The sequence below is a fragment of the Streptomyces sp. JLBT605 genome, from assembly GCF_058215555.1.
This window is the reverse complement of sequence record NZ_CM177087.1, coordinates 5,085,971-5,111,678: the sequence shown is the minus strand read 5'-3', so window position 1 is coordinate 5,111,678 and position 25,708 is coordinate 5,085,971. Positions and strand designations below refer to the sequence as shown.

The window sequence follows — 25,708 nt, the reverse complement described above, 5'->3', positions numbered from 1 at the left end:
AGGGGATCCGACGGGCCCTGGCGGGCGGTGTCAGTGGCGGGGTGCAGGATGAATCCATGCGTGCTGCCCGGCTGATCAAGATGGTGCTCCTGCTCCAGCGCCGGCCGTCGATGACTGCGGCCGAGCTGGCGCGGGAGCTGGAGGTCTCGGAGCGCACCGTGGCCCGGGATGTGCTGGCCCTGTCCGAGGCCGGCGTCCCGGTGTACGCGGACCGGGGCCGGGCCGGCGGTTACCGGCTGATGGGCGGCTACCGCACCCGGCTCACCGGCCTCGGCCGCACTGAGGCGGGGGCGCTCTTCCTCTCCGGCGTCCCTGCGGCCCTGCGGGAGATGGGGCTGGCGGACGCCGCCTCCGCGGCCCGGCTCAAGGTCTCCGCCGCGCTCCTCCCCGAGCTGCGGGACGCGGCGGACGACGCGGCGCAGCGCTTCCACCTGGACGCCCCCGGCTGGTATCAGGAGCCGCAGACCCCCGAGCTGCTGCCGGAGATAGCCGAGGCGGTCTGGGACGACCGGCGCGTCGTGGCCCGCTATCTGCGCGGTGATGCCCGGTTCCGCTCCCCGGAGGCCGAGGAGGTGGTGCGGGAGCTGGAGCCGTACGGCCTCGTCCTCAAGGCGGGCGTCTGGTATCTGGCCGCGCGGGCTGGGTCGGCGGGGGCGCCGGCCGAGGCGGATCACCGGGGCTACCGGGTCTACCGGGTGGACCGCTTCACCGGAGTGACGGTGCTGGACGAGCGGTTCGTCCGGGACGAGGAGTTCGGGCTGCCGGAGTTCTGGGCGGAGCGGGCGCGGGAGTTCGCGCAGGCGATCCTGCGGGAGCGGGTGGTGCTGCGGCTGACCCCGGAGGGCGCCCGTCGCCTGCCCTACGTCACGGACCGGACGGCGGCGCGGGAGGCGCTCGCGGCGGCCGGGGCGCCCGACGAGCAGGGGTGGGTGACCGTCACCCTGCCCGTGGAGTCCCTCGACGTCGCCTACGACCAGTTGCCGGCGCTCGGCCCCGAGGCGGAGGTGCTCGCTCCGGACGAACTCCGCGCCCGCTTCGCGCAAGCCGCCGCCCGATCCCACGCTCTCTACTCCTGACGCGGCCGCATTCCTGACCCGGCCGCCCGTGGTCCCGCCGCTCGCGCCCCGGCCCCGGCGTCCGGCTCCCGCCAGCCGCACCGTGTCCGACGGATCACATGTTCGAGATCAGGTCCTCGGGGTGATCATCAGGCGCTAGCGTGATCACATGGCCGCCATCGTCGAACTGATCACCTACCCCATCAAAGGCTGCTCGGGCACAGCGGTGGCCCAGGCACAGCTGACGCGCGCCGGCCTCCCGCATGACCGCGGCTTCATGGTGGTGGACAGCCAGGGGGTGTTCCGCAGTCAGCGGCGCGATCCCCGGCTCGCGGTGATCCACCCCGAGCCCAGCCCGGACGGAAAGCTTCTGACACTGCGGACAGAGGGCGCGGAAGCACTGTCCGTCGAGGTGGACCTCACCTCCGCCCGCCGTGAAGTGACGATGTTCGGCACGCCGTACCGGGCGATCGACCAGGGCGAGGCCGCGGCCGGCTGGCTGTCGGAGGTGCTGGGCGCGGAGAGCAGGCTGGTGCGCGTACCGCCGGAACACGATCGCGTCACCGACGGCCTGACCCCGGGGACGTCCGGCTTCGCGGACAGCAGCCCGGTGCACATCATCTCCCGGGCCAGTCTCGACGGCCTCAACGCGCGCATCGCCGCGGCGGGCCGCGCCCCGGTGCCGATGAGCCGTTTCCGCCCCAACATCGTGGTGGACGGGTGGGCGGAGCCGCATCGGGAGGACCAAGCCCGGCGGATCGTGATCGGCGGCAGCGAGCTGGGCTTCGCCAAGCCGGCCATCCGCTGCGCCGTCACTCTCGTCGACCAGCTGACCGGCGGCAAGGCCGGGCCGGAACCCTTGCGCACCCTCGCCTCCTACCGGCGCGCGGACGGCGGGGTGGCCTTCGGCGCGAAGTTCTCGGTACTGGGGACCGGCCCCCTGGCCGTCGGCGACGAACTCACCGTCACCTCATGGGCAAAAGACCCGGCGGAGAACGCGGCGGAAGACCCGGTGGAATCCACCGGGGTCTGACGGCCTGGGCGGGGCCCGGTGGGTCGCCGCGAACGCCGCGGAGACCCACCGCGGAGACCCACATCGGACCCCCGGCAGACAGACCCGTCGGACACCCCCTAGCGGTACTCCTCCTCGCGCGGCTCCTTCCCCGCCTCCATGTCCCGGATGTACCGCCACGCGTCCGGCCGGGTCCCGTCCACGTCCGTGAAGCCGTACGCCCGGGCCAGCTGCCCGCTGGACAGCGACTGTCCGTTCCAGCGCGCCACGTCCGGGTCGGCGGCGAGCGCCGCGACGGCCCGGCCGACGTATACCGGCGACTCGGAGATGCAGAAGTGCGGGTCCCGCGCGATACCCTCGCGCCAGTTCTCCTCCGTCACCTTGAAGTGGGTGTCGAGCATCGCCTCCGACCGCAGATACCCCGGCGAGAGGCACACCGCCGTGCAGCCCAGCTCCTTCAGCTCCTCGCCGAGGCCGAAGGCCATCCGGATCGGCGCGTACTTGGCCAGGTCGAAGTGGAGCTGGCCGCGGTACTTGGTGTTGTTGTACTCGGCCGTTCCGTCGGTGACCTCCACGACCAGCCCGCCCGGCCGCCGGGTCAGCAGCGGCAGCGCGTAGTGGCAGGTGACGAGGTGGCTCTCGACGCCCAGCCGCAGCATCCGCAGCCCCGCGTCCAGGTCGATCTCCCACATCTTCCGGCCGAAGCCGCCGCCGCCGATCCACAGGTAGTCGCCGCCCCACATCCCGTTCACCAGGATGTCCAGCCGGCCCTGCTCGCGGTCGACGCGCGCCACCAGCGCCCGCACCTGCTCACGTTCCAGGTGATCGGTGGGCACGGCGATGCCCACGCCACCGGCCGCCGTGACCAGCTCCGCGGTCTCCTCGATGGTCTCGGTCGGGCGGCCGACCTCGCTGGTGTTCTCCCGGGTGGTGCGCCCGGTGACGTAGACGGTGGCACCGGCAGCCCCCAGCTCCACCGCCATCGCCCGGCTCGCGCCCCGCGTCGCCCCCGCGACCAGCGCGATCTTGTCCGCCAGCGCGCCCTGCGTGCTCATCGATCGTCCTTCCCTCATGTGCGGTTGACGTCTCGACGTTCACAGGGAATGCAGACATCTCCTGTCACCTTTTCGCGGGAATCCACGCATCGCGGGAATCCGCTCATCGGGGAATCAACGATCCCCCGCTGACCGGACAGCCGCATCCGGTCCGCTCCGCGTGCGGGTGCGCATCCCAGGGCAGATGCTGGTCCCGTGATGGACGAGACGGAGTTCTGGGAGCTGATCGACCGCACCCGCGAGGCCGCCGAAGGCGACCCCGAGGACCAGTCCGACCTGCTGGTCGAGCAGCTGACGCAGATGGATCCGGACGCCGTGCTGGACTTCGCCCGTCACATCGAGGCCCGCTCCAACCGCGCGTACCGCTGGGACCTGTGGGGCGCCGCCTGGGTGCTCCTGGACGGGGTCAGCGACGACGCGTTCGACGCCTTCCGGTACTGGCTGATCGGGCAGGGCCGGGAGGTCTTCGAGGGCGCGCTGCACGAACCCGACGACCTGGCGGACCTGCTGGAGGACTTCGACGAGGAGCGCGACGGGGACTGCGAGGACCTGGGGTTCGCCGCGGACGAGGCGTACGAGGCGCTGACCGGCCTGGAGCTGCCGGACCTGGGGCTGCCGCCCCGCGCGGACGAGCCGGGGGGCACCCCGATGGACTTCGAGAACGACGCCGTCCTGGCGGAGCGGTTCCGCAAACTCTGGGACCGCTTCCGCGAGTAGCCGCCGACCGCCGCCGCAAAGCCGCCCAGCCGAGCCGCTCAGCCGCTCAGCCCGTGTCCCATCAGCACGTCGTCCGTGCAGACCCCGCCCAGCAGGAACTCGCCGGGCAGCACCCCCTCCACCACGAAGCCCTCCGACTCGTACAGCCGCCGGGCCGGTGTGTTGTTCGTGGAACGCCGCGCGCAGCGACTCCCGCGCCACTCCCCTGCCCGCGCCCACTCGTCCACCACCAGGCCCTGGACCTGCCGGACATGGGCGTTGCTGGCCAGCGGGGTCGGCGACGCCAGGCGGAGATGTCCCGCGATCCGGCCGTCCGCCTCGGCGACGAGCAGCTGCTCGGGCCGGTTCCGCTCGGTGAAGAACGGGCCGTACGGCGCCTCGGGCCGGGGCGTCACGGCGTGCAGCGGCGACCAGCACCTCCCGTTCCGCGCGAAGACCGGCCCCGCGCCGGCGACGGACGCCCGACGCCCGACGCCCGACGGACGGTGCCGACACGACGCCTGACGCCGGCACCGCACGCGGCGTGCGAGAGGATGGCGTCCATGCGGATCGCGGTCACCGGTTCGTCCGGACTCATCGGTACGGCACTGCTGCGCTCGCTGCAGGCGGACGGCCACCAGGTGGTGCGGCTGGTGCGGCGCCCCGCCCGGGCCGCGGACGAGGTGAGCTGGGACCCGGAGCGGCGCCAGGTCGACACGGCCGGGCTGGCCGGCTGCGAGGCCGTCGTCCACCTCGCGGGCGCGGGCATCGCCGACCACCGCTGGACCGCGTCCTACAAGGAGCGGATCCGGGAGAGCCGGGTGCTCGGCACGGCCGCCATCGCCGAGGCGGTGGCGGCGCTGGACACCCCGCCCCGGGTGCTGGTCTCCGGCAGCGCGGTCGGGATCTACGGGTATCCGGGCGCGCGGCCGATCGACGAGAGCGCGCCGGTGGGAGAGGGCTTCCTCGCCAGGGTCTGCCACGACTGGGAGGCGGCCACCCGGCCCGCCGAGGCGGCGGGCATCCGCACCGTGCACGCCCGCACCGGGCTGGTGGTCGCCCGCGAGGGAGGCGCCTGGGGCCGCATGTTCCCGGTCTTCCGGCTGGGGCTGGGCGGGCGGCTGGGCGACGGCCGGCAGTACTGGAGCTTCATCGCGCTGCACGACCACATCGCGGCCCTGCGCCACCTCATCGACGCCGAGGAGCTGTCCGGGCCGGTCAATCTCACCGCCCCCGAACCCGCCACCAACCGCGAGATCACCGCCGCGATGAGCCGGGTGCTGCGCCGCCCCGCGCTGCTGCCGGTGCCCGCCCCGGTGCTGCGGCTGGTGCTCGGCGAGGTGGCCGGCGACACGCTCGGCAGCCAGCGGGTGCTGCCCCGGCGGCTGCTGGACTCCGGCTTCCGCTTCGCCTTCCCGCGCATCGAGGACGCGATCCGCGCCGCCCTGTCCGCCTCTCGTTGACCGCGTGCTCCACGACCGCGCACGTGTGCGACCGTCGTGCTCCTGTGCCCGGTCGGCGCGCGACTGTCAGAGCCGGGCCGCGTCCCTACCGTCGGGGACAACGGACGCATTCCGGTCGCCCGCCCGGGGCATAAGGCTCCGAGCGAAGGCACCGAGCGGAGGCACCGAGCCCGGGGAGGGACGTGCAGATGCGCACGCATGGCACAGACGTCGTCATCGTGGGGGCCGGGCCGGCCGGTCTGTCCGCGGCCCAGCAGCTGACCAGCGCGGGGGTGAGCGTCACGGTCCTGGAGGCGGCACCACGGGTGGGCGGCCGGATGGTCACCGACCAGGTCGACGGCTTCCGCCTGGACCGCACCGGCCAGCTGATCATCTCCTCCTTCCCGGAGCTGCGCCGGACGCCGGGCCTGGACGGGCTGGCGCTGCGGCACTTCTCCCCGGGGGTGCTGGTGCACGGCGACGGCCGCACCCAGCGGGTCGGCGCGCCCCGGAGCACGAGGGGCGCATTCCCCACAGCGCGCGCCCTGGCAACCGCCGCCCGTGCGCCCCTCGGCGGCGCCCTGGACCAGGCGCGGCTGCGGGCCGCCCTCGGCAGATTCGCCGCCCAGCCGATGGACCGTCTGCTGGCCCGCCCGGACCGCCCGGTCGGGCAGACCCTCACCGCGCGCGGTCTGCCGTCGCGCACGATCGAAACCTTTCTGCGCCCCCTGCTGACCTCCTTACTCGGCGACCCCGGCCTCACCACCTCCAGCCGCTGCGCCGACCTGGTCCTGCTCGGCTACGCCCGCGGGCGGCTCTGCCTGCCGGCCGGGGGCGCCGGGGCGCTGCCCGAGTTGCTCGCGGCCGCACTGCCCGCCGGTACGGTCCGCACCGGCGTCCGCGCGGTCTCCGCGTCGACCACCTCGGTGACCACCGCGGAGCACGGCACCTACCGCTGCCGGTCGGTGCTGGTGGCCACGGGCGCCCGCGACGCCGCCGAACTCCTCCCGGGCCTGCGGCTGCCGGCCTTCCACCCGGTCACCGTGCTGCACCACACCGCCGACCAACCGCCGCTGCGGGAGGCGGCGTTGGTCCTCGCCGCCGACGGGCGCGGCCCGGTCGCCCACACCACCGTCGCCAGCGAGGTCGACCCCTCACGCACCCCGCCCGGGAAGGTCCTGATCACCTCGACCGTGCTGGGGGCCGCGGCGGGCCTGCCCACCTCCGACCTCGACCGCGCCGCCCGCGCCCAGCTCGCCGCGATCTACCACACCTCGACCGCCGACTGGCAGTTGCTGGGCGCCCACCACGACCCGTACGCCGTCCCGGCCATGCCCGCCCCGCACGACCTGCGGCGCCCGGTCCGCATGCTGTGCGGGCTGTATGTGTGCGGCGACCACCGCGACACCAGCACGGTCCAGGGCGCCCTCTTCTCCGGCCGCCGCGCCGCCCGCGCCATCCTCCGCGACTTCGGGCTGCCCGCCACCCACACCCCGGCGCTGCCCTCAGCCGCCTGATCCCCGGCCGCACACCCAGCCCGCCACCCCGGGCCGGCGCCCATGCGGGGCGGCCGGCCCGCAGGCTCCGCGCACGCGCCGAGCCCTCCGCACGGCGAGGAGACCGGAAGCCCGCGGCGGAGTGGCCCGGGGCCGGGCTCAGCCGATCGCCGCGACCCGGTCCCGGTAGCCCCGGACCGCCGCCGCGTCCCGGTACGGCTCCAGCCGCCGCTCGAAGTCGCGTACGTACTCCAGGGCCCGCACCGACCGCATCTCGGACGCCTGCTGCGCCGCCTCCGCGCCCAGCGCGCACGCCTGCTCCAGCTCGCCCAGCCCCAGCCGGGCGGTGGCCAGCACCACCCGGCTGAACAGCCGGCTGCGCGCGTACCCCGCGCCCCGCAGTTGCAGCGACCGCTCCGCGTGCTGGGCCGCGACCCGGTACTGCTGGAGATCGCGGTAGCTGTGCCCGAGCTCGTCGGCCAGCTGCGCCTCGTCGAAGAAGCGGGCCCAGTGCGGCACGTCGTCACCCGGCCGCGCCGTCTCCAGCGCCCGCTCGGCCCGCGTCATGGACGCGGTGCACGCCCGTGCGTCGCCCAGCACGCCGTGCCCGCGCGCCTCGACCGCGTGCAGCAGCGACTGCACCACCGGGGGCGCCCCGCTGCCCACACCCTGCTGGGCCACCCGGGCCAGCTGAACCGCCTCCCGCCCGTGCCCCAGATAGACCGCCTGCCGGCTCATGGTCACCAGCACGTACGAGCCGTACGCCCGGTCGCCGGCCGCCTGCGCCAGCCGCAGCGCCTGCACGAAGTACCGCTGGGCCAGTCCGTGCGCCGCGATGTCGTACGAGGTCCAGCCGGCCAGCCGGGTCAGGTCGGCGACCGCCGCGAAGAGCCGGCGCCCGACCGCCTCGCCGTAGGCGCCGCGCAGCATCGGCTCGCCCTCGTGCTCCAGGTAGCGGACGAGCGCCTGCCGGGCGTGCCCGCCGCCGTAGGCGTGGTCCAGCGTGCGGAAGAGCTCGGCCACCGACCGCAGCGCCGCGATGTCGCCCATGGTGACCCGATGGCCGGGCCCGGACTCGGTGGTGATCTGCCGCTGCCGGGGCACCCCGGGCCGCCCCTGCGCGGGCACCCGCCCGGCCTCCGGCCCTCCATGCTCGCCTCGGGCCACCCGGTCGTCGGGGCGGCCGATCAGCCAGTCGCGGCTGGGCACCACCAGTCCGGCCGGGGTGAAGGCGATCTTGCGCAGCTCGGCGTGGTTGCCGGAGTCCTTCCGCCACAGCCCGCTGACGATGTCCACCGCCTCCTCGGGGGTGGCCGCGAACTCCAGCCCCGCGTAGACCGGGGCGCACGCGTCGAGCCCCAGGTCCTGGGCGGAGAGCCGGCGCCCCAGTCTGCGGGTGAAGACCTCGGCGATGAGGGCCGGGGTCGTCCCGCGCGGCTGCTGCCCGCGCAGCCACCGCGTCACGGACGTCTTGTCGTACCGAAGGTCGAGCCCGTGCTCCAGTCCGAGCTGGTCCACCCGCCGGGCGAGCCCGGCGTTGGAGAAGCCTGCCTCGGCGATGAGCGCGGCGAGCTGACGGTTGGGGTTGCGCTGTGGGGGTCGTTCCGTCATCAGCCTGCCGGTCTCCCTGATCGCTCTGTGGAACGGCGCGAATGTAGCGGTCCACGAGGGCCTGATCTGCTCCTCTGAGCCGCATTCATCCGATCGTGTGAGCACGGCACCGCAGGCGGACGCCGGGGCCGGGACCAGGCACGGACCGGAACCCACGGCCCTGGCTCCCGCCCCGCCCGGGCGGGGCGGCTCCGCCCGCCTGTACGACGTTTCGTACAGCGGTCGTACAGTGGCTGTGGCGCGATCGCCGCCCGGGATACGGCCACCAGTCGACCCGGGACGGTGTCGCGGGACGCACACCGTTCGAACAGGAGCTGCCATGGACCACCCCCAGCAGGGCGCGGACAGCGGTGAGCTGCACTTTGTCCACCTGGGCTTCGGGGCGGAGGCCGTCGCCTACGAGGAGGCGTGGCAGGAGCAGCGCCGGGTGCACGCGGCGCGCTTCGCGGACGAGATCCCGGACACCTGCCTGCTGCTGGAGCACCCGCCGGTGTATACGGCCGGGCGGCGCACGGCGGAGAACGAGCGCCCGCTGGACGGCACTCCGGTGGTGGACGTGGACCGCGGCGGGAAGATCACCTGGCACGGCCCCGGGCAGCTCGTCGGCTACCCGATCCTCAAGCTGCCCCGTCCGGTCGATGTGATCGCGCATGTGCGGCGGCTGGAGGACGCGCTGCTGCGCACCTGCGCCGATTTCGGCGTCGAGGCCACCCGGGTCGAGGGCCGAAGCGGGGTGTGGGTGCTCGGCGACCCGGTGGACCAGCGCCCGGCCCTGGGCGGGCTCGACCTGGACTTCGACCCTCGGCTGCAGGATGAGGAGTTCGACCCCCGGCTGAACGGGCCGGAGTACGCCCCGTCCAACGCCGGGCAGCGCCGCGAGGACCGCAAGCTGGCCGCGATCGGGGTGCGGATCGCCAAGGGTGTGTCCATGCACGGCTTCGCGCTGAACTGCAACCCGGACAACACCTGGTTCGACCGCATCGTGCCCTGTGGCATCCGGGACGCGGGCGTGACCTCGCTCTCCAACGAGCTGGGCCGGGACGTCTCCGTCGCCGAGGTGATCCCGGTGATCGAGAAGCACCTCAGGGAGGTCATGGAGTCCTCCGTGCCGATGCCCCGGGCGGTCTGATCCCCGCCCGGCGTCCCGGACGGCAGGCTTCCGGGACGCGATGTCCAGGAGGGACGTCGGGAATGCGCCCAGGGGCCGGCAGGTTGCCCTGGACGGAAAAGCGTGGAAATCATGGGCGTACCCTGGTGTGCGCCGAGGAATCGAAGTCATAGGGAGCCGGACGTGGCCGCTGTCGCACCCGACGGACGCAAGATGCTGCGCCTGGAGGTCCGGAACAGCCAGACCCCCATCGAGCGCAAGCCCGAGTGGATCAAGACTCGGGCGAAGATGGGCCCCGAGTACACGCAGATGCAGAAGCTCGTGAAGAGCGAGGGCCTGCACACCGTGTGTCAGGAAGCGGGCTGCCCCAACATCTACGAATGCTGGGAGGACCGCGAGGCGACCTTCCTCATCGGCGGCGACCAGTGCACCAGGCGCTGCGACTTCTGCCAGATCGACACCGGCAAGCCCGAGGCCCTGGACCGTGACGAGCCGCGCCGCGTCGGCGAGTCCGTGGTCACCATGGACCTGAACTACGCCACGATCACCGGCGTCGCCCGCGACGACCTGGAGGACGGCGGCGCCTGGCTGTACGCCGAGACGGTGCGCCAGATCCACGCCCAGACCGCCGACCGCGCCGAGGGCCGCACCAAGGTCGAGCTGCTGGCGCCCGACTTCAACGCGGTGCCCGAGCAGCTGGCGGAGGTCTTCTCCTCCCGCCCCGAGGTCTTCGCGCACAACGTCGAGACGGTGCCGCGGATCTTCAAGCGGATCCGCCCCGGATTCCGCTACCAGCGCTCCCTCGACGTGATCACCCAGGCCCGCGAGTTCGGCCTGGTCACCAAGTCCAACCTGATCCTGGGCATGGGCGAGGAGCGTGCCGAGATCAGCGAGGCGCTGCGCCAGCTGCACGAGGCGGGCTGCGAGCTCATCACCATCACCCAGTACCTGCGCCCCTCGGTGCGCCACCACCCGGTCGAGCGCTGGGTGAAGCCGCAGGAGTTCGTGGAGCTCAAGGAGGAGGCCGAGCAGATCGGCTTCTCCGGCGTCATGTCCGGCCCGCTCGTCCGCTCCTCCTACCGCGCCGGCCGGCTGTACCAGCAGGCGATGGAGCAGCGTGAGGCGGGCACCGGATCGCAGCAGGGAGTAACGGCGGTCACTCGACAGGCGGTGTGAATACCAGCACATCCCACGTGTCGCGGCTCGTGCACTTGCCCAGGTAGAGGGCGGTGTGCGGGCCGCGTAAACGTTTCATCAGCGTTTGACCGCCCGGTCACGCGCTGGTAACACCCTTGGGTAACGATTGAGGCACACACTGAGTACGGCGCCGCACGGCTGAGGCAGCCGTCTCCCGTGCTCGTGCTCCCCAAGCCACCGCTCCCGAGGGGGATTCCGCCATGCAGGCCGCGCCCGCACGACCACTGACCGTGACTGTCGCGCTCCTCGCCATCGAAGGCCTGCTGTTCGGCGGCGGACAGCGCACCGCCCGGCGGAACGCCTGGGCCGCGGTGCTGGAGGACCGGCGCAGGGCCAAGGACCGCCGGGAGGCCCAGCACGTCCTGGAGGCCGTGTCCGCCGGTGCCCCGCAAGCCACGTAAACTTCGGTACATGGCGAGGCAGGAATCTTCCGAGAACCCCGGGCGGCTTAAGCAGATCGCCCTGACCTACAAGATGACCAAGCGGGTCGACTCCAAGGTCGGTCTGGTCGTCGCGGCTGTGGGCATTGTTGTCTTCGGCGCCTTCCTCGCGTTCGGGTTCTGGATCGATCACCCGATCTACCTGGGCATCCTCGGCTTCGTCCTGGCCTTCCTGGCGATGGCGATCGTCTTCGGACGGCGCGCGGAGCGGGCGGCCTTCGGCCAGCTCGAAGGCCAGCCGGGCGCCGCGGCGGCGGTCCTGGAGAACGTGGGCCGCGGCTGGTCCGTCACCCCGGCCGTCGCGATGAACCGCAACCAGGACATCGTCCACCGCGCGGTCGGCAAGGCCGGCATCGTGCTGGTCGCCGAGGGCAACCCGAACCGCCTCAAGACGCTCCTGGCGGCCGAGAAGAAGCGCATGGCCCGCATCGTCACCGATGTGCCGGTGCACGACCTGATCGTCGGCACCGAAGAGGGCCAGGTCCCGATCAAGAAGCTGCGCACCACGCTGCTCAAGCTCCCGCGCGTGCTCCCGGGCGCCCAGGTGACGGTGGTCAACGACCGCCTCCGCGCGATGGGCGACCTGATGAAGAACATGCCGATCCCGAAGGGCCCGCTCCCCAAGGGCATGCGCATGCCGAAGGGCCGCTGACCGCCCAGACGCCTGCCTGCCCTGCCATGGGCACCACGGGCACGCACGCCGTAGCCCCGCGACACGCACTGAGGGCGGCCCCGGAACGCTTTTCCGTCCCGGGGCCGCCCTCAGTCGTGCGTGGGCCTGTGTCGCGCGTATACGGCCGCGTGCGGCCGCGTCGGGCCCTCAGCTCCTCGGCTACGGGCAAGGCGGCCCGAAGGGAAGGGCTGCGCCCGACGCGAAGGCGGACTCGCAGCCGGGGGCCCAGCGGGGCGCACCAGTGACCGGGCAGGCTTTGGAGGCCGCCTCAGGCCCAGCAGAAACTCAGCCGGAGGAGACGTCGGCCGGAGGACAGGTCGGCCGCGGGACCCAACGACACCAACGGCACCCACCCGCCACCGACCCATACGCGGGGGGGGGCGCCTCCGCCTCAGACGCGGACCTGGACCGCCCGCGACAGCCGGTCGTGCAGGCCGCGCGTGTCCCGGTCCCAGACCAGGGCCGGGAGGACGATCACCACGAGTGCGCTGCGCAGCAGCACCCGGGGCAGCGACAGCCGGGTCCCGCTCTCGCCGATGACCCGCAGCCGCAGCAGCATCTTGCCCGGCGTCGAGCCGAGCGTGCCGAGCAGGCAGACGCTCATCACGAAGAAGACGGCGACCGCCCAGTTACCGGCTCGCTGGGCGTTGCCGCCCGACAGCATCCCGTACGCGATGAGCAGGCAGAGCCCCCAGTCGATCAGCAGGGCCCCGATGCGCCGTCCGGGCCGGGCGATCGATCCCGGTCCGTCCTGGGGAAGCCCCATCCGCTCACCCGGGTACCCGAAGTCGACGCCCATTTCCTCGGCCGCCGCGCGCGGCCCGGAGAGCCACGATCCGATTGCTTGCCTTTTATCCACCCGACCACGGTACTGCGACGGCATACGTTCCCCGCCGGGCGGGGGCGCCCCGGGGGCCCGCGCAGCGGCCCGCACCTGGGCCGATTGGCCTCCGATCGGCCTCACAGCAGCCCCTCATTCCCCTCGCGCCCCGGTTAACCTGGGTGAAACAATCGGGTCATGCTCGGGAAATCCCGGCTCCCTATGGTCGGGCCCAGCGCGCCACCGCACATGGACTGCGCCACCGAAGCAACCCCCGTCCCCCCGCGGCCGGGCTAGGAGGAGTTGGATGTTCCAGAACGCCGACGACGCTCGGAAGTTCATCGCCGACGAGGACGTCAAGTTTGTCGACGTCCGGTTCTGCGACCTTCCCGGCGTCATGCAGCACTTCACGGTTCCGGCGGAGGCGTTCGATCCGCACGAGGAGCTCGCGTTCGACGGCTCGTCCATCCGCGGCTTCCAGGCGATCCACGAGTCCGACATGGCGCTCCGTGCGGACCTGTCGACGGCGCGTCTCGACCCCTTCCGTCGCGACAAGACGCTCAACATCAACTTCTTCATCCACGACCCGATCACGGGCGAGCAGTACAGCCGTGACCCGCGGAACATCGCGAAGAAGGCCGAGGCGTACCTCGCCTCCACCGGCATCGCGGACACCGCGTACTTCGGGCCCGAGGCGGAGTTCTACGTCTTCGACAGCGTCCGGTTCGAGACCAGCGCGAACCAGTCCTTCTACCACATCGACTCCGAGGCGGGCGCCTGGAACACCGGTGCGCTGGAGGACAACCGCGGCTACAAGGTCCGCTACAAGGGCGGCTACTTCCCGGCCCCGCCGGTCGACCACTTCGCCGACCTGCGCGCCGAGATCTCCCTGGAGCTGAACAAGGCCGGCCTGCAGGTCGAGCGCCAGCACCACGAGGTCGGCACCGCCGGCCAGGCGGAGATCAACTACAAGTTCAACACGCTGCTGGCCGCCGCCGACGACCTGATGCTCTTCAAGTACATCGTGAAGAACGTCGCCTGGCGCAACGGCAAGACCGCGACCTTCATGCCGAAGCCGATCTTCGGCGACAACGGCTCGGGCATGCACGTCCACCAGTCGCTGTGGTCCAACGGCGACCCGCTCTTCTACGACGAGCAGGGCTACGCGGGCCTGTCGGACACCGCCCGCTACTACATCGGCGGCATCCTCAAGCACGCCCCCTCCCTCCTCGCCTTCACCAACCCGACGGTGAACTCGTACCACCGCCTGGTCCCCGGCTTCGAGGCCCCGGTCAACCTGGTCTACTCGCAGCGCAACCGCTCCGCCGCGATGCGTATCCCGATCACGGGCTCGAACCCGAAGGCCAAGCGCGTGGAGTTCCGCGCCCCGGACCCGTCCTCGAACCCGTACCTCGCCTTCTCCGCCCTCCTCCTCGCGGGCCTGGACGGCATCAAGAACAAGATCGAGCCGGCCGAGCCGATCGACAAGGACCTCTACGAGCTCGCCCCCGAGGAGCACGCGGGCGTCCCGCAGGTCCCGACCTCCCTCCCGGCCGTCCTCGACGCCCTGGAGCAGGACAACGAGTACCTCCAGGCCGGCGGCGTCTTCACCGCCGACCTGATCGAGACCTGGATCGACTACAAGCGCCAGAACGAGATCGCCCCGATCCAGCTCCGCCCGCACCCGCACGAGTTCGAGCTGTACTTCGACATCTAAGAGGCAGGGTCAGGCGACCTGGGCTGAAGCCCTGGAAACAGGCAGTGACCTGCGGAAACACTTCTCGGTAGTTCTCGCTGTTCCCGCTTGGTTTCCACCCTCTCGTGCACCGAGTGTGCACCGCCTGGCCAATTCTCTGACTTGATGTCAGCAACGACAGCGAGGGCCGCTACCCACATATGGGGTAGCGGCCTTCGCTGCGTGGCGCGGAGTGGGACCTGACCTGCGGACCAGGGAAACTACGCTCTGCTGGCCCGCAGGGTTTTCCGTTGCACTGTGCCCTGGATGTGCCCGCTGAGGGCAATCCAGGAGAGCCGACTTACTGTCCGGCCACGGCCAAGAGGAGCTAGCGGGAAGTCCGGCGCTAAAGCGCTGGCTGGCCGGTTGTGGCACCCCTACGGTGGCCCTCATGACCGGCCTTCCCGTTCCTGTGTCCCACGTGTGCGTTCGCGTGAGGATGAACATCGGCGCCTGCGGGCCCTACGCGCACATCGTCGCGGACTTCGAACCGCCTGGCCCGGACGGCGGCCTGGAACTGCTCAACACCGCGCCGGAAGCACAACTGCCCGCGGAGTCACCTCCCAGCCCTGCGTGACGGCCTGCTAGAGGGGCTCGACGGGGTAGCGGCCGCCGCGCTTCTCACGGACGGCACCTACCACGAATTGGACTCCTCCGAGTTCGGCTACAAGATCGCCGGACGGCAGGCTGGTCGGGCCGCACTCATCGGCTCGGGACTGCTGCCGCCAGAGGAGGCCGACACCCTGCGCTGGGCAACTTGGCCAGGTCGACTTCGGCCGTGACCGGAACACCGTCCACCCGGCTACTCACGTTCGTCTAGGTAGCTGCGCCCAAGCGGGGTACGCCGCTCCCCGCCTAGCCTCCGATTCATGAGTTCCGCACAGCAGACCGCCAACCACCTCGCAGAAGTGACGGCCCGGCAGAAGCCGAGGGGTACGACGTCACTCGAGCACCCCGCCTGGCTGGACGCGGGGGCCACTCGGGCCTAGGCCAGCGAGGTGGGGCGTGCGCGAGGTTCCTCAATGAGGCGGCCTGAGGCGCGGCTCTCCCGCAGTTTCACCGCCCAGTAGCGGGGGAATGCATGCAGGAGCCGTCTTGGCGTGGAGTGAACAAGGAGTGCGCCATGGCTTCAGCGGGCACATCCCCTGCGCTCGGCGGCGGGTTCGAGTCCATCATGCGGGCCATTCAGACCGCGAATAGCTCAGCGCTGCAGGCGCGTACGGACCTCTTCTTTCCTCCGGCTTCCGGAACACGAGTGGCACCCATGCCGAAACCGCTAAATATCCCCAGGTTCGAAACGCATGGAATCGCCTTTGAGATTATGGCATCTGTCCTCAAGGCTCGCCCCGAACTGTCACCTGAGCTCATGGCAGCCGTCGAGTTCCGCGAGCGCGAGGAAAGAGCGGCAGTATCCCGCGCAAAGGAGCAGACACTGCACGATGCGGGCGAACATGAATGGAACATCGACAGGGATAGATGCATCGATTCCCAGGAATTCGACAGACGCCTCATGGAACAGGCACAGAAGAACCTCCAGAAGTTCTCTGACCGCGAGAGGTGTCTAGCCGATACGCTGACGGACTATGGCAAACGGAACCGTCAAGCGCGGGGTGTGATCCTGGTCGTTTACGAGTCGGTGAGCGCTTTCTTCGCCCAGGTCTGGTCCGCGGTCGCCGCTTACCTCTGCAGCCTGGTCAGCCAGTTCTGCAGTGGGCTCGACGAAGTAGAGTCCTGGTTCAGGGGCGTTGTCGACTCCATAGACGACTGGCGGGCGTCTCTGGGGTGAGCAGCCGGCCCCGGAACCGTGCGGGCTCCGGGGCCGGATGCACTCGAAGGCGATGGGGCCGATATGCTACGGCCCGGTCACTATGATGACCTCTGCGCCGGCGGAATTGGCGACGCCGCCACCTGTGAGACACGCTGTGACGTCCCCGGCCAGGCGGATCCCCAAGCGGTTGATCGCGCACCCTTCGTAGTGGCCGTTGTTGATGGCTCCGGCCGCCCGAGCCACCACGTGGCCTTCCACGCGTTCAGCGGTGAGAGTGTCGATGGTGTACGAACTGGTCGTGCCGTCCGACCACTGCAGAGTGCCGTGGAGGTTGGGGTTGCGAATAGCGCCCAGGCACGAGGTGAGGAAATTGCCGTCCATTCGGTCGGACAGCAGCAGCCTCAGCGGCTCGTCGGCACAGGGCAGCCCAGGGTTGAAGACGGTCTCGCTGTGGAGTGTGACCGTTTCTTCGGCTGCCTTGACGGGGGGATTGTAGGTTGACGTCGCGGTCCCCAGACCGGCGAGGATATGTGTCGACATCAGGTGCCTCCCTTATACGGGTCGGAGAAGGAGGAGTGGCTGACCTGAGGGCGCTCGCGTGTGGGGAATCTCCGCCTCTTCGGGAGTCGCGGGCTTATTTTCGCCTCGTGTATAAGATTTCAGTTGATCCGAAAATAGACAATAATTCCCCAGGGGGGCGCGCGGGCTACAATGAGGGCGCACAGGGACTTTATCGGATAATGCGACTATTTCGCGATGGTCATCAATGCGGCCACCGTGCCGCCCGCGACGGATGAGAAAGAAGCTATCCGACGGCTGCTTGTGACGAGGGGTATCTCCTAGACTCATGTTCGCTTCATGTCTCGCCGGACAACCCCTTCACCGACGGGGGTGACGCCGATCGGAGGAGGCGGGCTGCTGTGGTCCGAGCGGAGTTCGTGTAGGCGACATAGCGGGCTGGCTACGGAAGTCCACCCTGCTACGAGCCGTTGCTGCCTCAAACTGCTTGTTGGGCTGTGCGGCGATACGCCAGATCAGGACTTCGGCCGGACGCTTGGCGGTGTCGAGTTCGCGCTCGGCGGCAGCCTCGGCCAGGAGCCGGCGGGGCCGGTGGCCGGCGGTTTCGGCCATGGCGAGGGTGGTGGTCAGGGCGGGCCAGGCAGGGTCTGTGAAGATGCGGTCGGCGTGGTCTGGGATGGCTGCGCGTAGGTCGGCCTCGAAGCGACGGGTGGTTGTGGCACGTGGCGCGCGCCGCGTGAGGTCGGCCAGGACGGGGGTGGCAGCGTGGCGGTAGCCCTCCTGCAAGTGGCGGACGGCTTGTTCGGCTGCGGCTGCCTGCTGTTCGTGGCCGCGCTGCGCGTGCCAGTGGGCGGCGGCGCGGGCCAGGTGAAGGGCGGCGAAGACGAAGGCGATGGCGAGTCCGCCAGGAATGTTGGAGGCGTAGGTGAGTTCCTTGGCGGCTTCGCGCAGTTCGGTGGCGGCTTGGTGGTCAGCCCGGATCGCTGAGCGGCGTGCCCGGTTGAACGCCTGAGCCGCTGCTTGCAGCTCGGCCCGGTATAGGCCGGGTGTGACGCGGGCCAGGTTGTGCAGGGTATCGCCGAAGGCTTCCAGGTGGCCTTGGGCCACGGCATCGTCGCCCGAATCGAGAACCGTGCGGGCCGTGCGCACGGCGGATTCCGTACGGCGCCACGAGTCGGCCGGGTCCGCCACCGGTTGCCGGCGGTCTTCCACGTCCTGGTTGGGGAGGCGTTCGAGCAGGCGGTTGTAGGACAGGTCGGGGGCCAGGCTTGAGCCGCCATACCAGATGGTGTCGCCGCGTGCGGCCAGGCTGTAGCCGGTCACCTCGCCGCTCTCGAGACCGATGCGGGCTTGACCTGGATACCGAGCGAGCCCAGGACGGTGAAGTAGTCGTCGATACTCCGTACGGCGGCGGCGACCGCGTACGCCTGCTCGCGCAGCCACTCCCGCGTGGCCTTCTCCTGGCCCTGGCGTTCGGCCTTGGCTCGTTCGGCGCCGGTGGGCGTCTTGGGCGCGGTGAGGTCACCCGACTCGAGGTGGCGCAGCCCGAACTCGGCCTCGATCTTGCGGCACTCGGACTGGGCGCGCTGGCCGTCGCGGTTCGTACGCGGGCGGCGGCCGTCGGCGCGGACGGTGGTCGCGAGGATGTGGATGTGGTCGTCGGCGTGCCGTACCGCGATCCACCGGCACGCCTTCTCGTCGCCGTCAAGCGCGATTCCGGTGTCCGCGACTATGCGGTGGGCGACCTCGGCCCACTCGGCGTCGGTCAGGTAGCGGTCACCGGGAGCGGTGCGCACCGGGCAGTGCCACACGTGCTTCGGCGGTTTCTTGCCGCCCAGCTCACGGGTGCGCAGGTCGACGTGGTGGTCCAGGCGCTTGGCGAGCTGGGTGTGGGTGGCCTCGGGGTTGCGGCCGGGGTCGGGGGCGCCGGTCACGTCCCAGGCGCCCGGCCTTCACGCTCCGCCGCTACGTGCACCGCGTCACGGGGGCAGTCGAGAAGGCCCGGAGGGCCATCGGGAAGCGCTACCGACTAGCGGCGTGATCTTTCGCTCTCATATGCCCGCCCGGATAGCGCTTGTCGGGACAGCGGCCAATGTCAGCGCCTTCTGGTACCCGTGGAGGCGATGGATCACCTGTTCGATTCAAGGGGGATGTAACGCATGCACGACCTAAGCTGCACCCTCGATTACCACGAGACCACGCGAACCCTATTCCCCAGTGATCCTTGCAGCACTATCCTCGCGATCACTCGACGGGGAGGGGCTCGGGTGGCAGCGGAGGCGACAAGCTGGCAGAAGGAGCAGGTCAGTCGCGCTTACGTGCATGCCCTTGCCACACAGGGCGGTTACACGATCTGCGACTGGAACGTGGACAAGGACGGAGTCGACATCACTCTCCGTTCAGGCGGACTGATGGTCGACATCCAACTGAAGTGCACTCAGAAGCCGCGCTCCGTCCGTGGCGGGTTCAGCTTCGATCTAGACGTCGAGACGTACAACAAGTTGCGGGCACCCGACCGCTCAGCGCCCGGCCACCTCGCGTTATTGATCGTCCCGCCTGACATCGATAGGTGGGTGACCTATCAGCCTGACTCGATCATCCTGGCCTGCCACGGCTACTGGGCATCGCTTCAAGGTCTGGAAGCGGCGACCAGCAGCGTCACGACAGCGATCCACCTCCCCGAGCACCAGCTACTCACCGTGAACGCCATGAGCACCATGTTCGACGCGGCGCGTCGTATGACCGGCGCCGGCAGCTGGGGGGTGAACTGACATGGTGCAAGTGAAGCCAGACTTCGGCCCCGGAGAAATCCGGAGTTACCTCAAAGTGTCCGGTTGGTCCCCCGTCTCAGGTGGCGAGCTGGCCGAACTCTGGCGCTTCCGAGACTCTGAGGACAAGGTCGTCCTGGTACCGATGAAGCAGGGAGCGCCCGACTTCGCGAAGCGCGCCAATATTCTCCTGAGTGACATCTCCCAGCTCGAGTCGCGTGACGTACACGCCGTGCACGATGCCATCGCCACCGTCTACCACGACGTCACCGATCTCAGGGCTTCCCACCCTTCTCTCAGCGATGGCTCCATCCCTCTGGAAGCAGGGTACGAGCTGTTCATGTCCGCCAAGCGGCTCCGTGTGGCCTCTGCTGCGGCCTCGATTCGCCGTCAGGGACACTTCCGCAACTTTCCGTTGCGCGCCAAGGACCAGGCCCGCGAGGTCCGGCTGGGCCAGACGCGCCGCGGTTCCTACATCGTGCCGATCATCAGCCAGGCCAGGTCTCCGGAGGATGTCTACGTACCTCAGCAGGAACACATTGACATCGAGATCGAGGAGACCCTCTTCGACAGGCGCGTGACAGCAACCATGTCCCGGGCTCTTGGGGTGTTGGAACAGATGGCGAGCTCGGAACGCCGTCCCACGGGTAGCGAGATCGCAGACTCGGTCGGTGAAGGAGTCTCGTACGAGCTGTGCCGAGCCCTCAGCAAGGTCGTCAACGCCGATTCGGTCGCCGCGCTGGACATCACATTCAACTGGTCCCGGGTTGCCTCACCTCCCCCGGGATCGTCCAACCGCGTGGAGTTCAACCGCGATGCCATCGAGATCGTCGACGAAGTCTCCAGCAGGCTGAAGTCCCAGCTCTACACGCATGAGCATGTGCTCTACGGAGTCATCACCGACCTGAGCCGGCGCCCTGATGAGGCAACTGGCCGCGTGGGCATCGAGACGTTGATCAAGCGCCGCCGCAGGACCGTATGGTTCGATCTCGCAAACGAGCCCTACCACCTAGCAGTCCGCTGTCACGACACCGGTACTCCTGTGAGGGCGCAAGGCGTGCTCGCCAGCCCGCCGGGCGGCATCGCCACCATGGAGGTCAGTCACTTCGGACCGGACCGCTCCTTGGGGTCAGACGCATGAACGTGGGGTTCCGATACATGTGACCAGCCCGCCATGTGCACCCGGAGTGCACCGAGCCCGGCAGGAGGTGCATTTGCGCTGGTCAGATGGTTTCCCACCTCTACTTCGACATCTAAGATCGCCGCAGGTCAGAGCGGGCTCCGCTCCCCTGGGCCGTCTGTGAGCCGTCGGCCGCGCCTCTCCCCACCGGGAGGGCGCGGCCGACGGTCGTTTCTTTGGGTACCCCGAGGCGTCCGCTGATCAGCCGTCATGGCTCACCCGAACGCCGATCCAGCCGCCCGTGCCTGCCAGGTGCGGGCGATCGTTAGCCGATGACGAGTATCAACACCTCGAGGGAGACCCCGGATGAGTGCCGACAAGCGCGCAGCCTTCGACGAGATCGACACCGACCAGGACGGATTCATCACCGCCGACGAATTCAAGGCATCTCTCCAGACCGCCAGCGGGAAGGTTTCGGACGAGAACGCCAAGATGATCGTGCGGATGGCCGACGAGAACGGCGACAAGAAGATCGACTTCGACGAGTACGCCAAGTTCGTCCGCTGAGTCGGCATACGGGGGCGGCCGCGGTCTCGTCGGACTGCGGTCGCCCTTCGCACTGCCGCGACCCGGAGCGGTACTCCGGGAGCAGTCTGCTGCCTGGGGCTGTGTGCTGTTGACTCAACGGGCCAGCAAATGTCCGTAGTCGTCCAGCACGCTCCTCACCTCGGGTACCTCCGCGAATGCTTGCAGGTGGTGTAGGACGATGCGGGAGCGCTCGGCGGTGCGGTTGCTGGCGATGTCCACGGACAGGAGGCGGCGGGACTCTTCCGCGGCTTGTTCGGGTTCGTTCGCGTCGGCCAGTGCTACGACGAGCCAGGAGCGGTAGAGGGCGACCTCGCGGGCGTGGGTGGTGTCGTAGGTGTCAAGGACGGTGGTGAGGAGGGGGACGGCTCTCAGCGGGCGGCGCAGCTCCGTGTAGACGCGGGCGTCCATGACGCGGAGTTCCTCGTCGCTGACCCAGTACGACCACTGCGGGGCCTCGTCGGCTGCCTCGGCGGTGAGGGCTTCGTGTGCTTCGCCTAGGGCTCGCATCGCCGGCTGGGCTTCGCCGGCTCGGGTGTGGGCCCATGCGACGCGGTCGAGGAAGAGCGCTCGCGCTTGGGGGTGTGCGTCCGGGCCGGCTTCGTGCAGTGCGGCACGCGCCAGGGCAATGCCCTCGCGTTCGTGGCCGGTGTTGCTCCACTGGTAGGCGAGGGATCCCGCGAGGTTGCCGACGAGGGTGGCGTCCTTCGCCTCACGGGCGGCGGAGATGCCGAGACGGTAGGCCTCCTCCGCTCGGGCGTGCTCGCCGGCGTCGCTGGCGATCCAGCCGGAGATCTGGGCGAGTTCCCCGATCTGGGTCAGGAGCGCGCGGCCCACCTGCTGAGTGTGGGTGCTCTCGCGGTAGAGGCGTACAGCGGCGGTCAGTTCGCGGAAGGCCGGGATCAGCAGGTCGCCGCCGGCGAGCACGTCATCGGCGAGTCGGAGGCCGTGGACCCGCCCCGCGAGCCTTGCCACGGTGCCGTTGCCGATGCGTCGGCCGCCGCCTGACTCCAGGGGCAGGAGCAGGTCGTGCGGCGGGAGCAGTTGCCGAAGGGTCTCGGCCGGGCTGACCGTTTCGATGGGCAGCGTCTCGCCGCGCGCGTATGCCGCCGCGCGTTCGAGATCCGCGACGGATACGGCAAGCACCTGGGCGATCAGCGGTAACCAGCCCTCCGGAATGCGCGCGCCGCGTTCCCAGCGGGACACCTCGTTGCGCGTCAGGGTGGTCAGTCCCGACAGCGCGCAGAGCCGGTCGGCGAGCTGGCGCTGGCTCTGGCCTGCCTCACGTCGCCGGCGTGCGAGGTAGGCCCCGAACCGCTTCCGTCGCTCATCGCTCATCGCTCACACTGCCCCCTCTCTCCATCGAGTCTGGCCCCTCCATGGCCCCCTGTCTGGCACCTCTTTGACATCGACGGGCGCGGTTGGATGGGAGAGGAGGGAGAGAGCGGAAAGGGGGGATCGGTAATGACTCGACGTCAGGAGGGGCGTGGAGTCGGCGCGTCCGGACCGGGAGGCTCGCGGATGAGTATGCGGGTCTACCGGGTCGGGCGCGACGGCGTCGTGACGGAGGACCGGGGCATGGTGCACGTGGTGGCGGAGGAGAAGGGCGATCCCTGGGGGACGGGGGTCGTTCTGCCGCCGTGTCGGTGTCCACGCTGCCGGGCGGAGCCTCGGCCGGTTTCGCGGGATGGGCACGCCGGCCGGTGACGGTACGCCGTTCCAGTGCCCGTCCGGGCCGCCGCCGGTACGAGGGGAGTGGCGGCGGCCCGGACGTGAAGCGCAATCAGGTGGTGGGGTGGTCAGGTGTCGGGGTGGCCGGGGGTTGGGCGGTCGTCAGGCGAGGAGGTCGCGGAGTTCGGTGATGGCCTCGCGGAGACGGTCGGCGAAGGCCCGCATCTGGTCGGCGACCGGCAGCGGGGTGCTCAGGTAGATGTTGAAGCGGTCGGGGAGCAGGACGTAGGCGACGCCGATGCAGCGGCTGCTGGTCGAGCCGAAGCCGAAGTACTGGATGTTGACCGACGGCGCGGAGCTGGTGGACAGGTAGTCGTCCCGCATCGTCAGCCAGCCCGGGCTCCGGTAGAGAGAGGGCTGCTCGGTCACGCCCAGCTCGGTGCCCCGGCGGCGCTGGATGAGCTCCAGCTCCCACAGGTGCTGCTCGGGCACCTGCCCGGCCTGGCACTCCTTGGCGCGGGCCACGTGCTTCTCGGCCGCGGCGCGGAAGGCGGCGCGGCGGGTCGGCGCGTCCGCCGCCGGGTCCTCCATGGCGGCCACGAACCGCTGGATCTCGGGGGTGACGACCCGCATCGCCTCGGTCCGGCCGCGCCGCCAGTGCCGGGTGGCGATCGACTCGTAGGTGGCGCCCAGGTGCCCCTTGGCGCGCTGGTGGGCGAGTTGGTAGGCGAGTTGGACGAAGGCGTCCGGGGAGACCTTCAGCGCCTTGGCGGCGTTGGAGCCGAAGTCGTCGAAGGAGAGTGTGCTGGTCGCGGTGGCCTCGCCGTACGCGGCGAAGGCGTCGGCGGCGGAGCGGATCCGGGCGCGCAGGGCGTCGTCCAGCTCGAAGGTGATCGGTTCCAGGGCGGGCAGGCCCTGGGAGCGGGCGCCGGACTGCTGCGATTGGACCTCGGCCGGGGTGCCGAGCAGCGCGTCGGTGAAGCTGAGGATGGTCGTCCCGTCGAGCCCGCAGTGTTCCACGTTGATGCCGGCCCGGCCGTCGGCGAAGACGATCAGGGAGACGGCCTTGTCGAACCAGCGGTTGCCGCGGTCGCCGTAGAGCAGTTCGTCGCAGGTCGCGTGGGTGTCGGCGGGGGCGAAGTCCTCCAGGCAGACGCAGAACAGCGCGGTCTCGACATCGTCCAGCGCGGCGGCGTTGCGCGGGTGGCAGGCGAGCAGGGCCTCCCGGGCGGCCGCCCACTCGGCGCGGGCCATGGTGGTGAGGTGGCCGACCGAGGTGTCCGGGGCCGCGGGCTCGGCACCGGTCTTCATGACGGCGCGCAGCCCGGCCGACAGGTCGTCGAGAGAGTGCGGCACGCCGTCGGGGCCGAGGACGTCCAGCCGGAACATCCCGCCGCGGAAGAAGACCACGATGTGCCGGGCCTGGGACGGGCCGGGCGCTTCCTCGGTGTACGGGGCGCGGACGGTGTCCTGCTGCGCGCCGGGGATGCGGGTGGTGGAGAAGAGGAACTTGTTCTGCTCCATCGACTGCGGCTGTCCGCGCAGCAGTACCGGCGGAATCAGCTCCTGGTCGAGCCGGACCTTGTAGTTGACGGCCGCGGCGATGAGCCCGGCGGCCCGCTCCACCTGGGGCTGCCCGGTGTCCTTGAAGAGGAAGAAGAAGTTGGCGTTGAGCGCGATCCGGTCCCGGCGGCCCAGGTAGCGGTAGGGCCAGAAGGTGTCGAGCCAGCTGTGTACGCCGTCGGTGGCGTCGTACTCCTCCAGCGCCGCGTGCAGCACCCGGCCGGGGCCGTCGGGGCGGAGGAAGGCGGTCACCTCCGCTTCGGTCGCGGCCCGCTCCTCAGAGGTAAGCAGCGGTGCGCACCAGTCGAGGAACCTCTCGCAGCTCGCCTCCAGGGTGGGCAGCGGCACGCGCGGCAGGTCGTTCTCCCGGGAGAAGGTCGTGGCGGCCGTGGCCGCGTTCGCCTCCGGGTCGGCGTCTTCGGGGCTGACGGTCAACTCTGCGGTCACTTCTGCTCTCGATTCGGCTCGTTGAGGTCGGTGTCGTCCTCGCGGGCGGCGGTTCCCGCGGCCGGGGTGCCCGGGGCGCCGGTCGGCCGGGAGAGGTAGAGCTGTGCGTAGAGCCAGCCTTCCTCCTCCAGGCCGCGCGCATCCACCCCGGCGGCCGACATGGTCTCCAGTACCAGGGCTTGCTCCTCCGGGGAGGCGAAACGCCGTTGTTTGAACACCTCGTCGACCCGGATGGTCCGGTATCCGAATCCGGCCAGCGCGCGGTCGATGGCGTCGAAGGGGAACATCCGCAGCACGAAGTGCGCCATCCAGGGCAGCCGGTGGCGGTCCTGCGCCTCGACGACGCGGGTGAGGGTCCGCTCGGTGACGTAGCCGAGGCAGCCGGTGGAGATCACCAGGTCCATCCCGGCGAGCTGGTCGCGCTGGTGGGAGGTGGGGTCGTGCCGCTCCAGGTCGGCGTGGAGCGCGTCGTCGAGGAAGCCGGCCTCGACGGCGTAGGCGAGCGCGCTGGCGGAGGTGTCCAGGCCGGTGAAGTGGATGCCGTCCGCGGGCCGGCGGGAGCGGGCCAGCTCGCGGTCCCGGGCCAGCAGCGCCTCGCGGCTGACGGCACTGGGGCCGCCGGACGCTTCGAGGCCGCCGGCCGCCGGCCCGTCGGCCGTATCGCCGTAGCGGGCGTACAGCTCGTCCATGGTGGCGTCGTACTTCAGCAGCGCGGCGTTGATCCCGTAGCTGCAACCGATGTCCAGCACCTTCGGCACGGCGATGCGGCGGGCTTCGCGGCAGTCCTGGATGAGCTTGGCGAAATAGGGCTTGGCCAGCTGGGGAACGCAGTAGTCGAGCGTGCGCAGCACTTGGAAGTACGCGCGCGGGTCGGGCTGGGTGTAGATGTGGTCGAGTGAGACTTTTCCGGTCGCGTCGAAACGCACG

The 25,708-nt window shown here is 70.5% G+C and carries 23 protein-coding genes and 1 pseudogene; 15 read left to right on the top strand and 9 right to left on the bottom strand.

The window, feature by feature from the left end; genetic code table 11:
* Positions 1 to 56 precede the first annotated feature (56 nt).
* Complete coding sequence (locus AC4BDD_RS22300; protein ID WP_490687229.1) at positions 57 to 1,076, top strand: helix-turn-helix transcriptional regulator; 1,020 nt, start codon at positions 57 to 59, stop codon at positions 1,074 to 1,076.
* Positions 1,077 to 1,224: 148 nt separating this feature from the next.
* Positions 1,225 to 2,088, top strand: a complete 864-nt coding sequence (locus AC4BDD_RS22295) for an MOSC domain-containing protein (protein ID WP_490687228.1) — start codon at positions 1,225 to 1,227, stop codon at positions 2,086 to 2,088.
* A gap of 98 nt (positions 2,089 to 2,186) precedes the next feature.
* Here the strand turns inward: AC4BDD_RS22295 and AC4BDD_RS22290 are convergent, their stop codons facing one another.
* A complete protein-coding gene (locus AC4BDD_RS22290; RefSeq protein ID WP_490687227.1) occupies positions 2,187 to 3,122 on the bottom strand; it encodes an SDR family oxidoreductase in 936 nt (311 codons plus the stop codon).
* A gap of 198 nt (positions 3,123 to 3,320) precedes the next feature.
* Here AC4BDD_RS22290 and AC4BDD_RS22285 point away from each other — a divergent pair, with 198 nt between their 5' ends.
* Entirely contained in the window at positions 3,321 to 3,839 is a 519-nt protein-coding gene (locus AC4BDD_RS22285; RefSeq protein WP_490691890.1) for a DUF4240 domain-containing protein, read from the top strand.
* Between the two features lie 38 nt (positions 3,840 to 3,877).
* Here the strand turns inward: AC4BDD_RS22285 and AC4BDD_RS22280 are convergent, their stop codons facing one another.
* Complete coding sequence (locus AC4BDD_RS22280) at positions 3,878 to 4,357, bottom strand: GNAT family N-acetyltransferase (protein ID WP_490687226.1); 480 nt, start codon at positions 4,355 to 4,357, stop codon at positions 3,878 to 3,880.
* A 15-nt stretch (positions 4,358 to 4,372) separates the two neighbouring features.
* On the opposite strand from AC4BDD_RS22280, the gene AC4BDD_RS22275 reads away from it, so the two are divergent.
* Complete coding sequence (locus tag AC4BDD_RS22275) at positions 4,373 to 5,281, top strand: TIGR01777 family oxidoreductase (RefSeq protein WP_490687225.1); 909 nt, start codon at positions 4,373 to 4,375, stop codon at positions 5,279 to 5,281.
* 188 nt (positions 5,282 to 5,469) lie between these two features.
* Complete coding sequence (locus tag AC4BDD_RS22270; RefSeq protein WP_490687224.1) at positions 5,470 to 6,777, top strand: NAD(P)/FAD-dependent oxidoreductase; 1,308 nt, start codon at positions 5,470 to 5,472, stop codon at positions 6,775 to 6,777.
* A gap of 138 nt (positions 6,778 to 6,915) precedes the next feature.
* Here AC4BDD_RS22270 and AC4BDD_RS22265 read toward each other — a convergent pair whose 3' ends face one another.
* Positions 6,916 to 8,367 (bottom strand): NsdA family TPR-like regulatory protein, encoded by a 1,452-nt coding sequence (locus AC4BDD_RS22265; RefSeq protein ID WP_490687223.1) that lies wholly within the window; start codon positions 8,365 to 8,367, stop codon positions 6,916 to 6,918.
* Positions 8,368 to 8,686: 319 nt separating this feature from the next.
* On the opposite strand from AC4BDD_RS22265, the gene lipB reads away from it, so the two are divergent.
* From lipB to AC4BDD_RS22245, 4 genes are all read left to right on the top strand, one after another.
* Positions 8,687 to 9,496: a lipoyl(octanoyl) transferase LipB gene (gene lipB / locus AC4BDD_RS22260; RefSeq protein ID WP_490687222.1), complete on the top strand. Its 810-nt coding sequence runs from the start codon at positions 8,687 to 8,689 to the stop codon at positions 9,494 to 9,496.
* A gap of 162 nt (positions 9,497 to 9,658) precedes the next feature.
* A complete protein-coding gene (gene lipA / locus AC4BDD_RS22255; RefSeq protein ID WP_490687221.1) occupies positions 9,659 to 10,651 on the top strand; it encodes a lipoyl synthase in 993 nt (330 codons plus the stop codon).
* Between the two features lie 221 nt (positions 10,652 to 10,872).
* Positions 10,873 to 11,073: an SCO2195 family GlnR-regulated protein gene (locus tag AC4BDD_RS22250; RefSeq protein WP_490687220.1), complete on the top strand. Its 201-nt coding sequence runs from the start codon at positions 10,873 to 10,875 to the stop codon at positions 11,071 to 11,073.
* 10 nt (positions 11,074 to 11,083) lie between these two features.
* Entirely contained in the window at positions 11,084 to 11,764 is a 681-nt protein-coding gene (locus tag AC4BDD_RS22245; protein WP_490687219.1) for a DUF4191 domain-containing protein, read from the top strand.
* A 412-nt stretch (positions 11,765 to 12,176) separates the two neighbouring features.
* On the opposite strand, the gene AC4BDD_RS22240 is transcribed toward AC4BDD_RS22245, so the two are convergent.
* Positions 12,177 to 12,644, bottom strand: coding sequence for an RDD family protein (locus tag AC4BDD_RS22240; protein WP_490687218.1), 468 nt, complete (start codon positions 12,642 to 12,644; stop codon positions 12,177 to 12,179).
* A gap of 268 nt (positions 12,645 to 12,912) precedes the next feature.
* Here AC4BDD_RS22240 and glnA point away from each other — a divergent pair, with 268 nt between their 5' ends.
* The 3 genes from glnA (at position 12,913) to AC4BDD_RS22225 (ending at position 16,126) form a co-directional block, all read left to right on the top strand.
* Positions 12,913 to 14,322 (top strand): type I glutamate--ammonia ligase, encoded by a 1,410-nt coding sequence (glnA, locus tag AC4BDD_RS22235; RefSeq protein WP_490687217.1) that lies wholly within the window; start codon positions 12,913 to 12,915, stop codon positions 14,320 to 14,322.
* Positions 14,323 to 14,773: 451 nt separating this feature from the next.
* Positions 14,774 to 14,917 (top strand): hypothetical protein, encoded by a 144-nt coding sequence (locus AC4BDD_RS22230; RefSeq protein ID WP_490687216.1) that lies wholly within the window; start codon positions 14,774 to 14,776, stop codon positions 14,915 to 14,917.
* 546 nt (positions 14,918 to 15,463) lie between these two features.
* Complete coding sequence (locus AC4BDD_RS22225) at positions 15,464 to 16,126, top strand: hypothetical protein (RefSeq protein WP_490687215.1); 663 nt, start codon at positions 15,464 to 15,466, stop codon at positions 16,124 to 16,126.
* Positions 16,127 to 16,192: 66 nt separating this feature from the next.
* On the opposite strand, the gene AC4BDD_RS22220 is transcribed toward AC4BDD_RS22225, so the two are convergent.
* The gene (locus tag AC4BDD_RS22220) at positions 16,193 to 16,648 is read right to left on the bottom strand and encodes a hypothetical protein (protein WP_490687214.1); all 456 of its coding nucleotides are present in this window, start codon (positions 16,646 to 16,648) and stop codon (positions 16,193 to 16,195) included.
* A gap of 339 nt (positions 16,649 to 16,987) precedes the next feature.
* Positions 16,988 to 18,561, bottom strand: a pseudogene (locus AC4BDD_RS22215) (relaxase/mobilization nuclease domain-containing protein).
* A 333-nt stretch (positions 18,562 to 18,894) separates the two neighbouring features.
* Between AC4BDD_RS22215 and AC4BDD_RS22210 the strand changes: the two are divergent.
* From AC4BDD_RS22210 to AC4BDD_RS22200, 3 genes are all read left to right on the top strand, one after another.
* A complete protein-coding gene (locus AC4BDD_RS22210; RefSeq protein ID WP_490687213.1) occupies positions 18,895 to 19,398 on the top strand; it encodes a DUF4365 domain-containing protein in 504 nt (167 codons plus the stop codon).
* Between the two features lies 1 nt (position 19,399).
* On the top strand, positions 19,400 to 20,536 hold the full coding sequence (locus AC4BDD_RS22205) for a hypothetical protein (RefSeq protein ID WP_490687212.1): 1,137 nt from the start codon (positions 19,400 to 19,402) through the stop codon (positions 20,534 to 20,536).
* 345 nt (positions 20,537 to 20,881) lie between these two features.
* A complete protein-coding gene (locus tag AC4BDD_RS22200) occupies positions 20,882 to 21,082 on the top strand; it encodes an EF-hand domain-containing protein (protein WP_490687211.1) in 201 nt (66 codons plus the stop codon).
* A gap of 114 nt (positions 21,083 to 21,196) precedes the next feature.
* On the opposite strand, the gene AC4BDD_RS22195 is transcribed toward AC4BDD_RS22200, so the two are convergent.
* The 3 genes from AC4BDD_RS22195 to AC4BDD_RS22185 form a co-directional block, all read right to left on the bottom strand.
* On the bottom strand, positions 21,197 to 22,438 hold the full coding sequence (locus tag AC4BDD_RS22195) for an NsdA family TPR-like regulatory protein (RefSeq protein ID WP_490687210.1): 1,242 nt from the start codon (positions 22,436 to 22,438) through the stop codon (positions 21,197 to 21,199).
* Positions 22,439 to 22,933: 495 nt separating this feature from the next.
* Complete coding sequence (locus AC4BDD_RS22190) at positions 22,934 to 24,682, bottom strand: choline/carnitine O-acyltransferase (protein ID WP_490691889.1); 1,749 nt, start codon at positions 24,680 to 24,682, stop codon at positions 22,934 to 22,936.
* Positions 24,683 to 24,777: 95 nt separating this feature from the next.
* On the bottom strand, positions 24,778 to 25,707 hold the full coding sequence (locus AC4BDD_RS22185; protein ID WP_490687209.1) for a class I SAM-dependent methyltransferase: 930 nt from the start codon (positions 25,705 to 25,707) through the stop codon (positions 24,778 to 24,780).
* Between the last annotated feature and the right edge of the window lies 1 nt (position 25,708).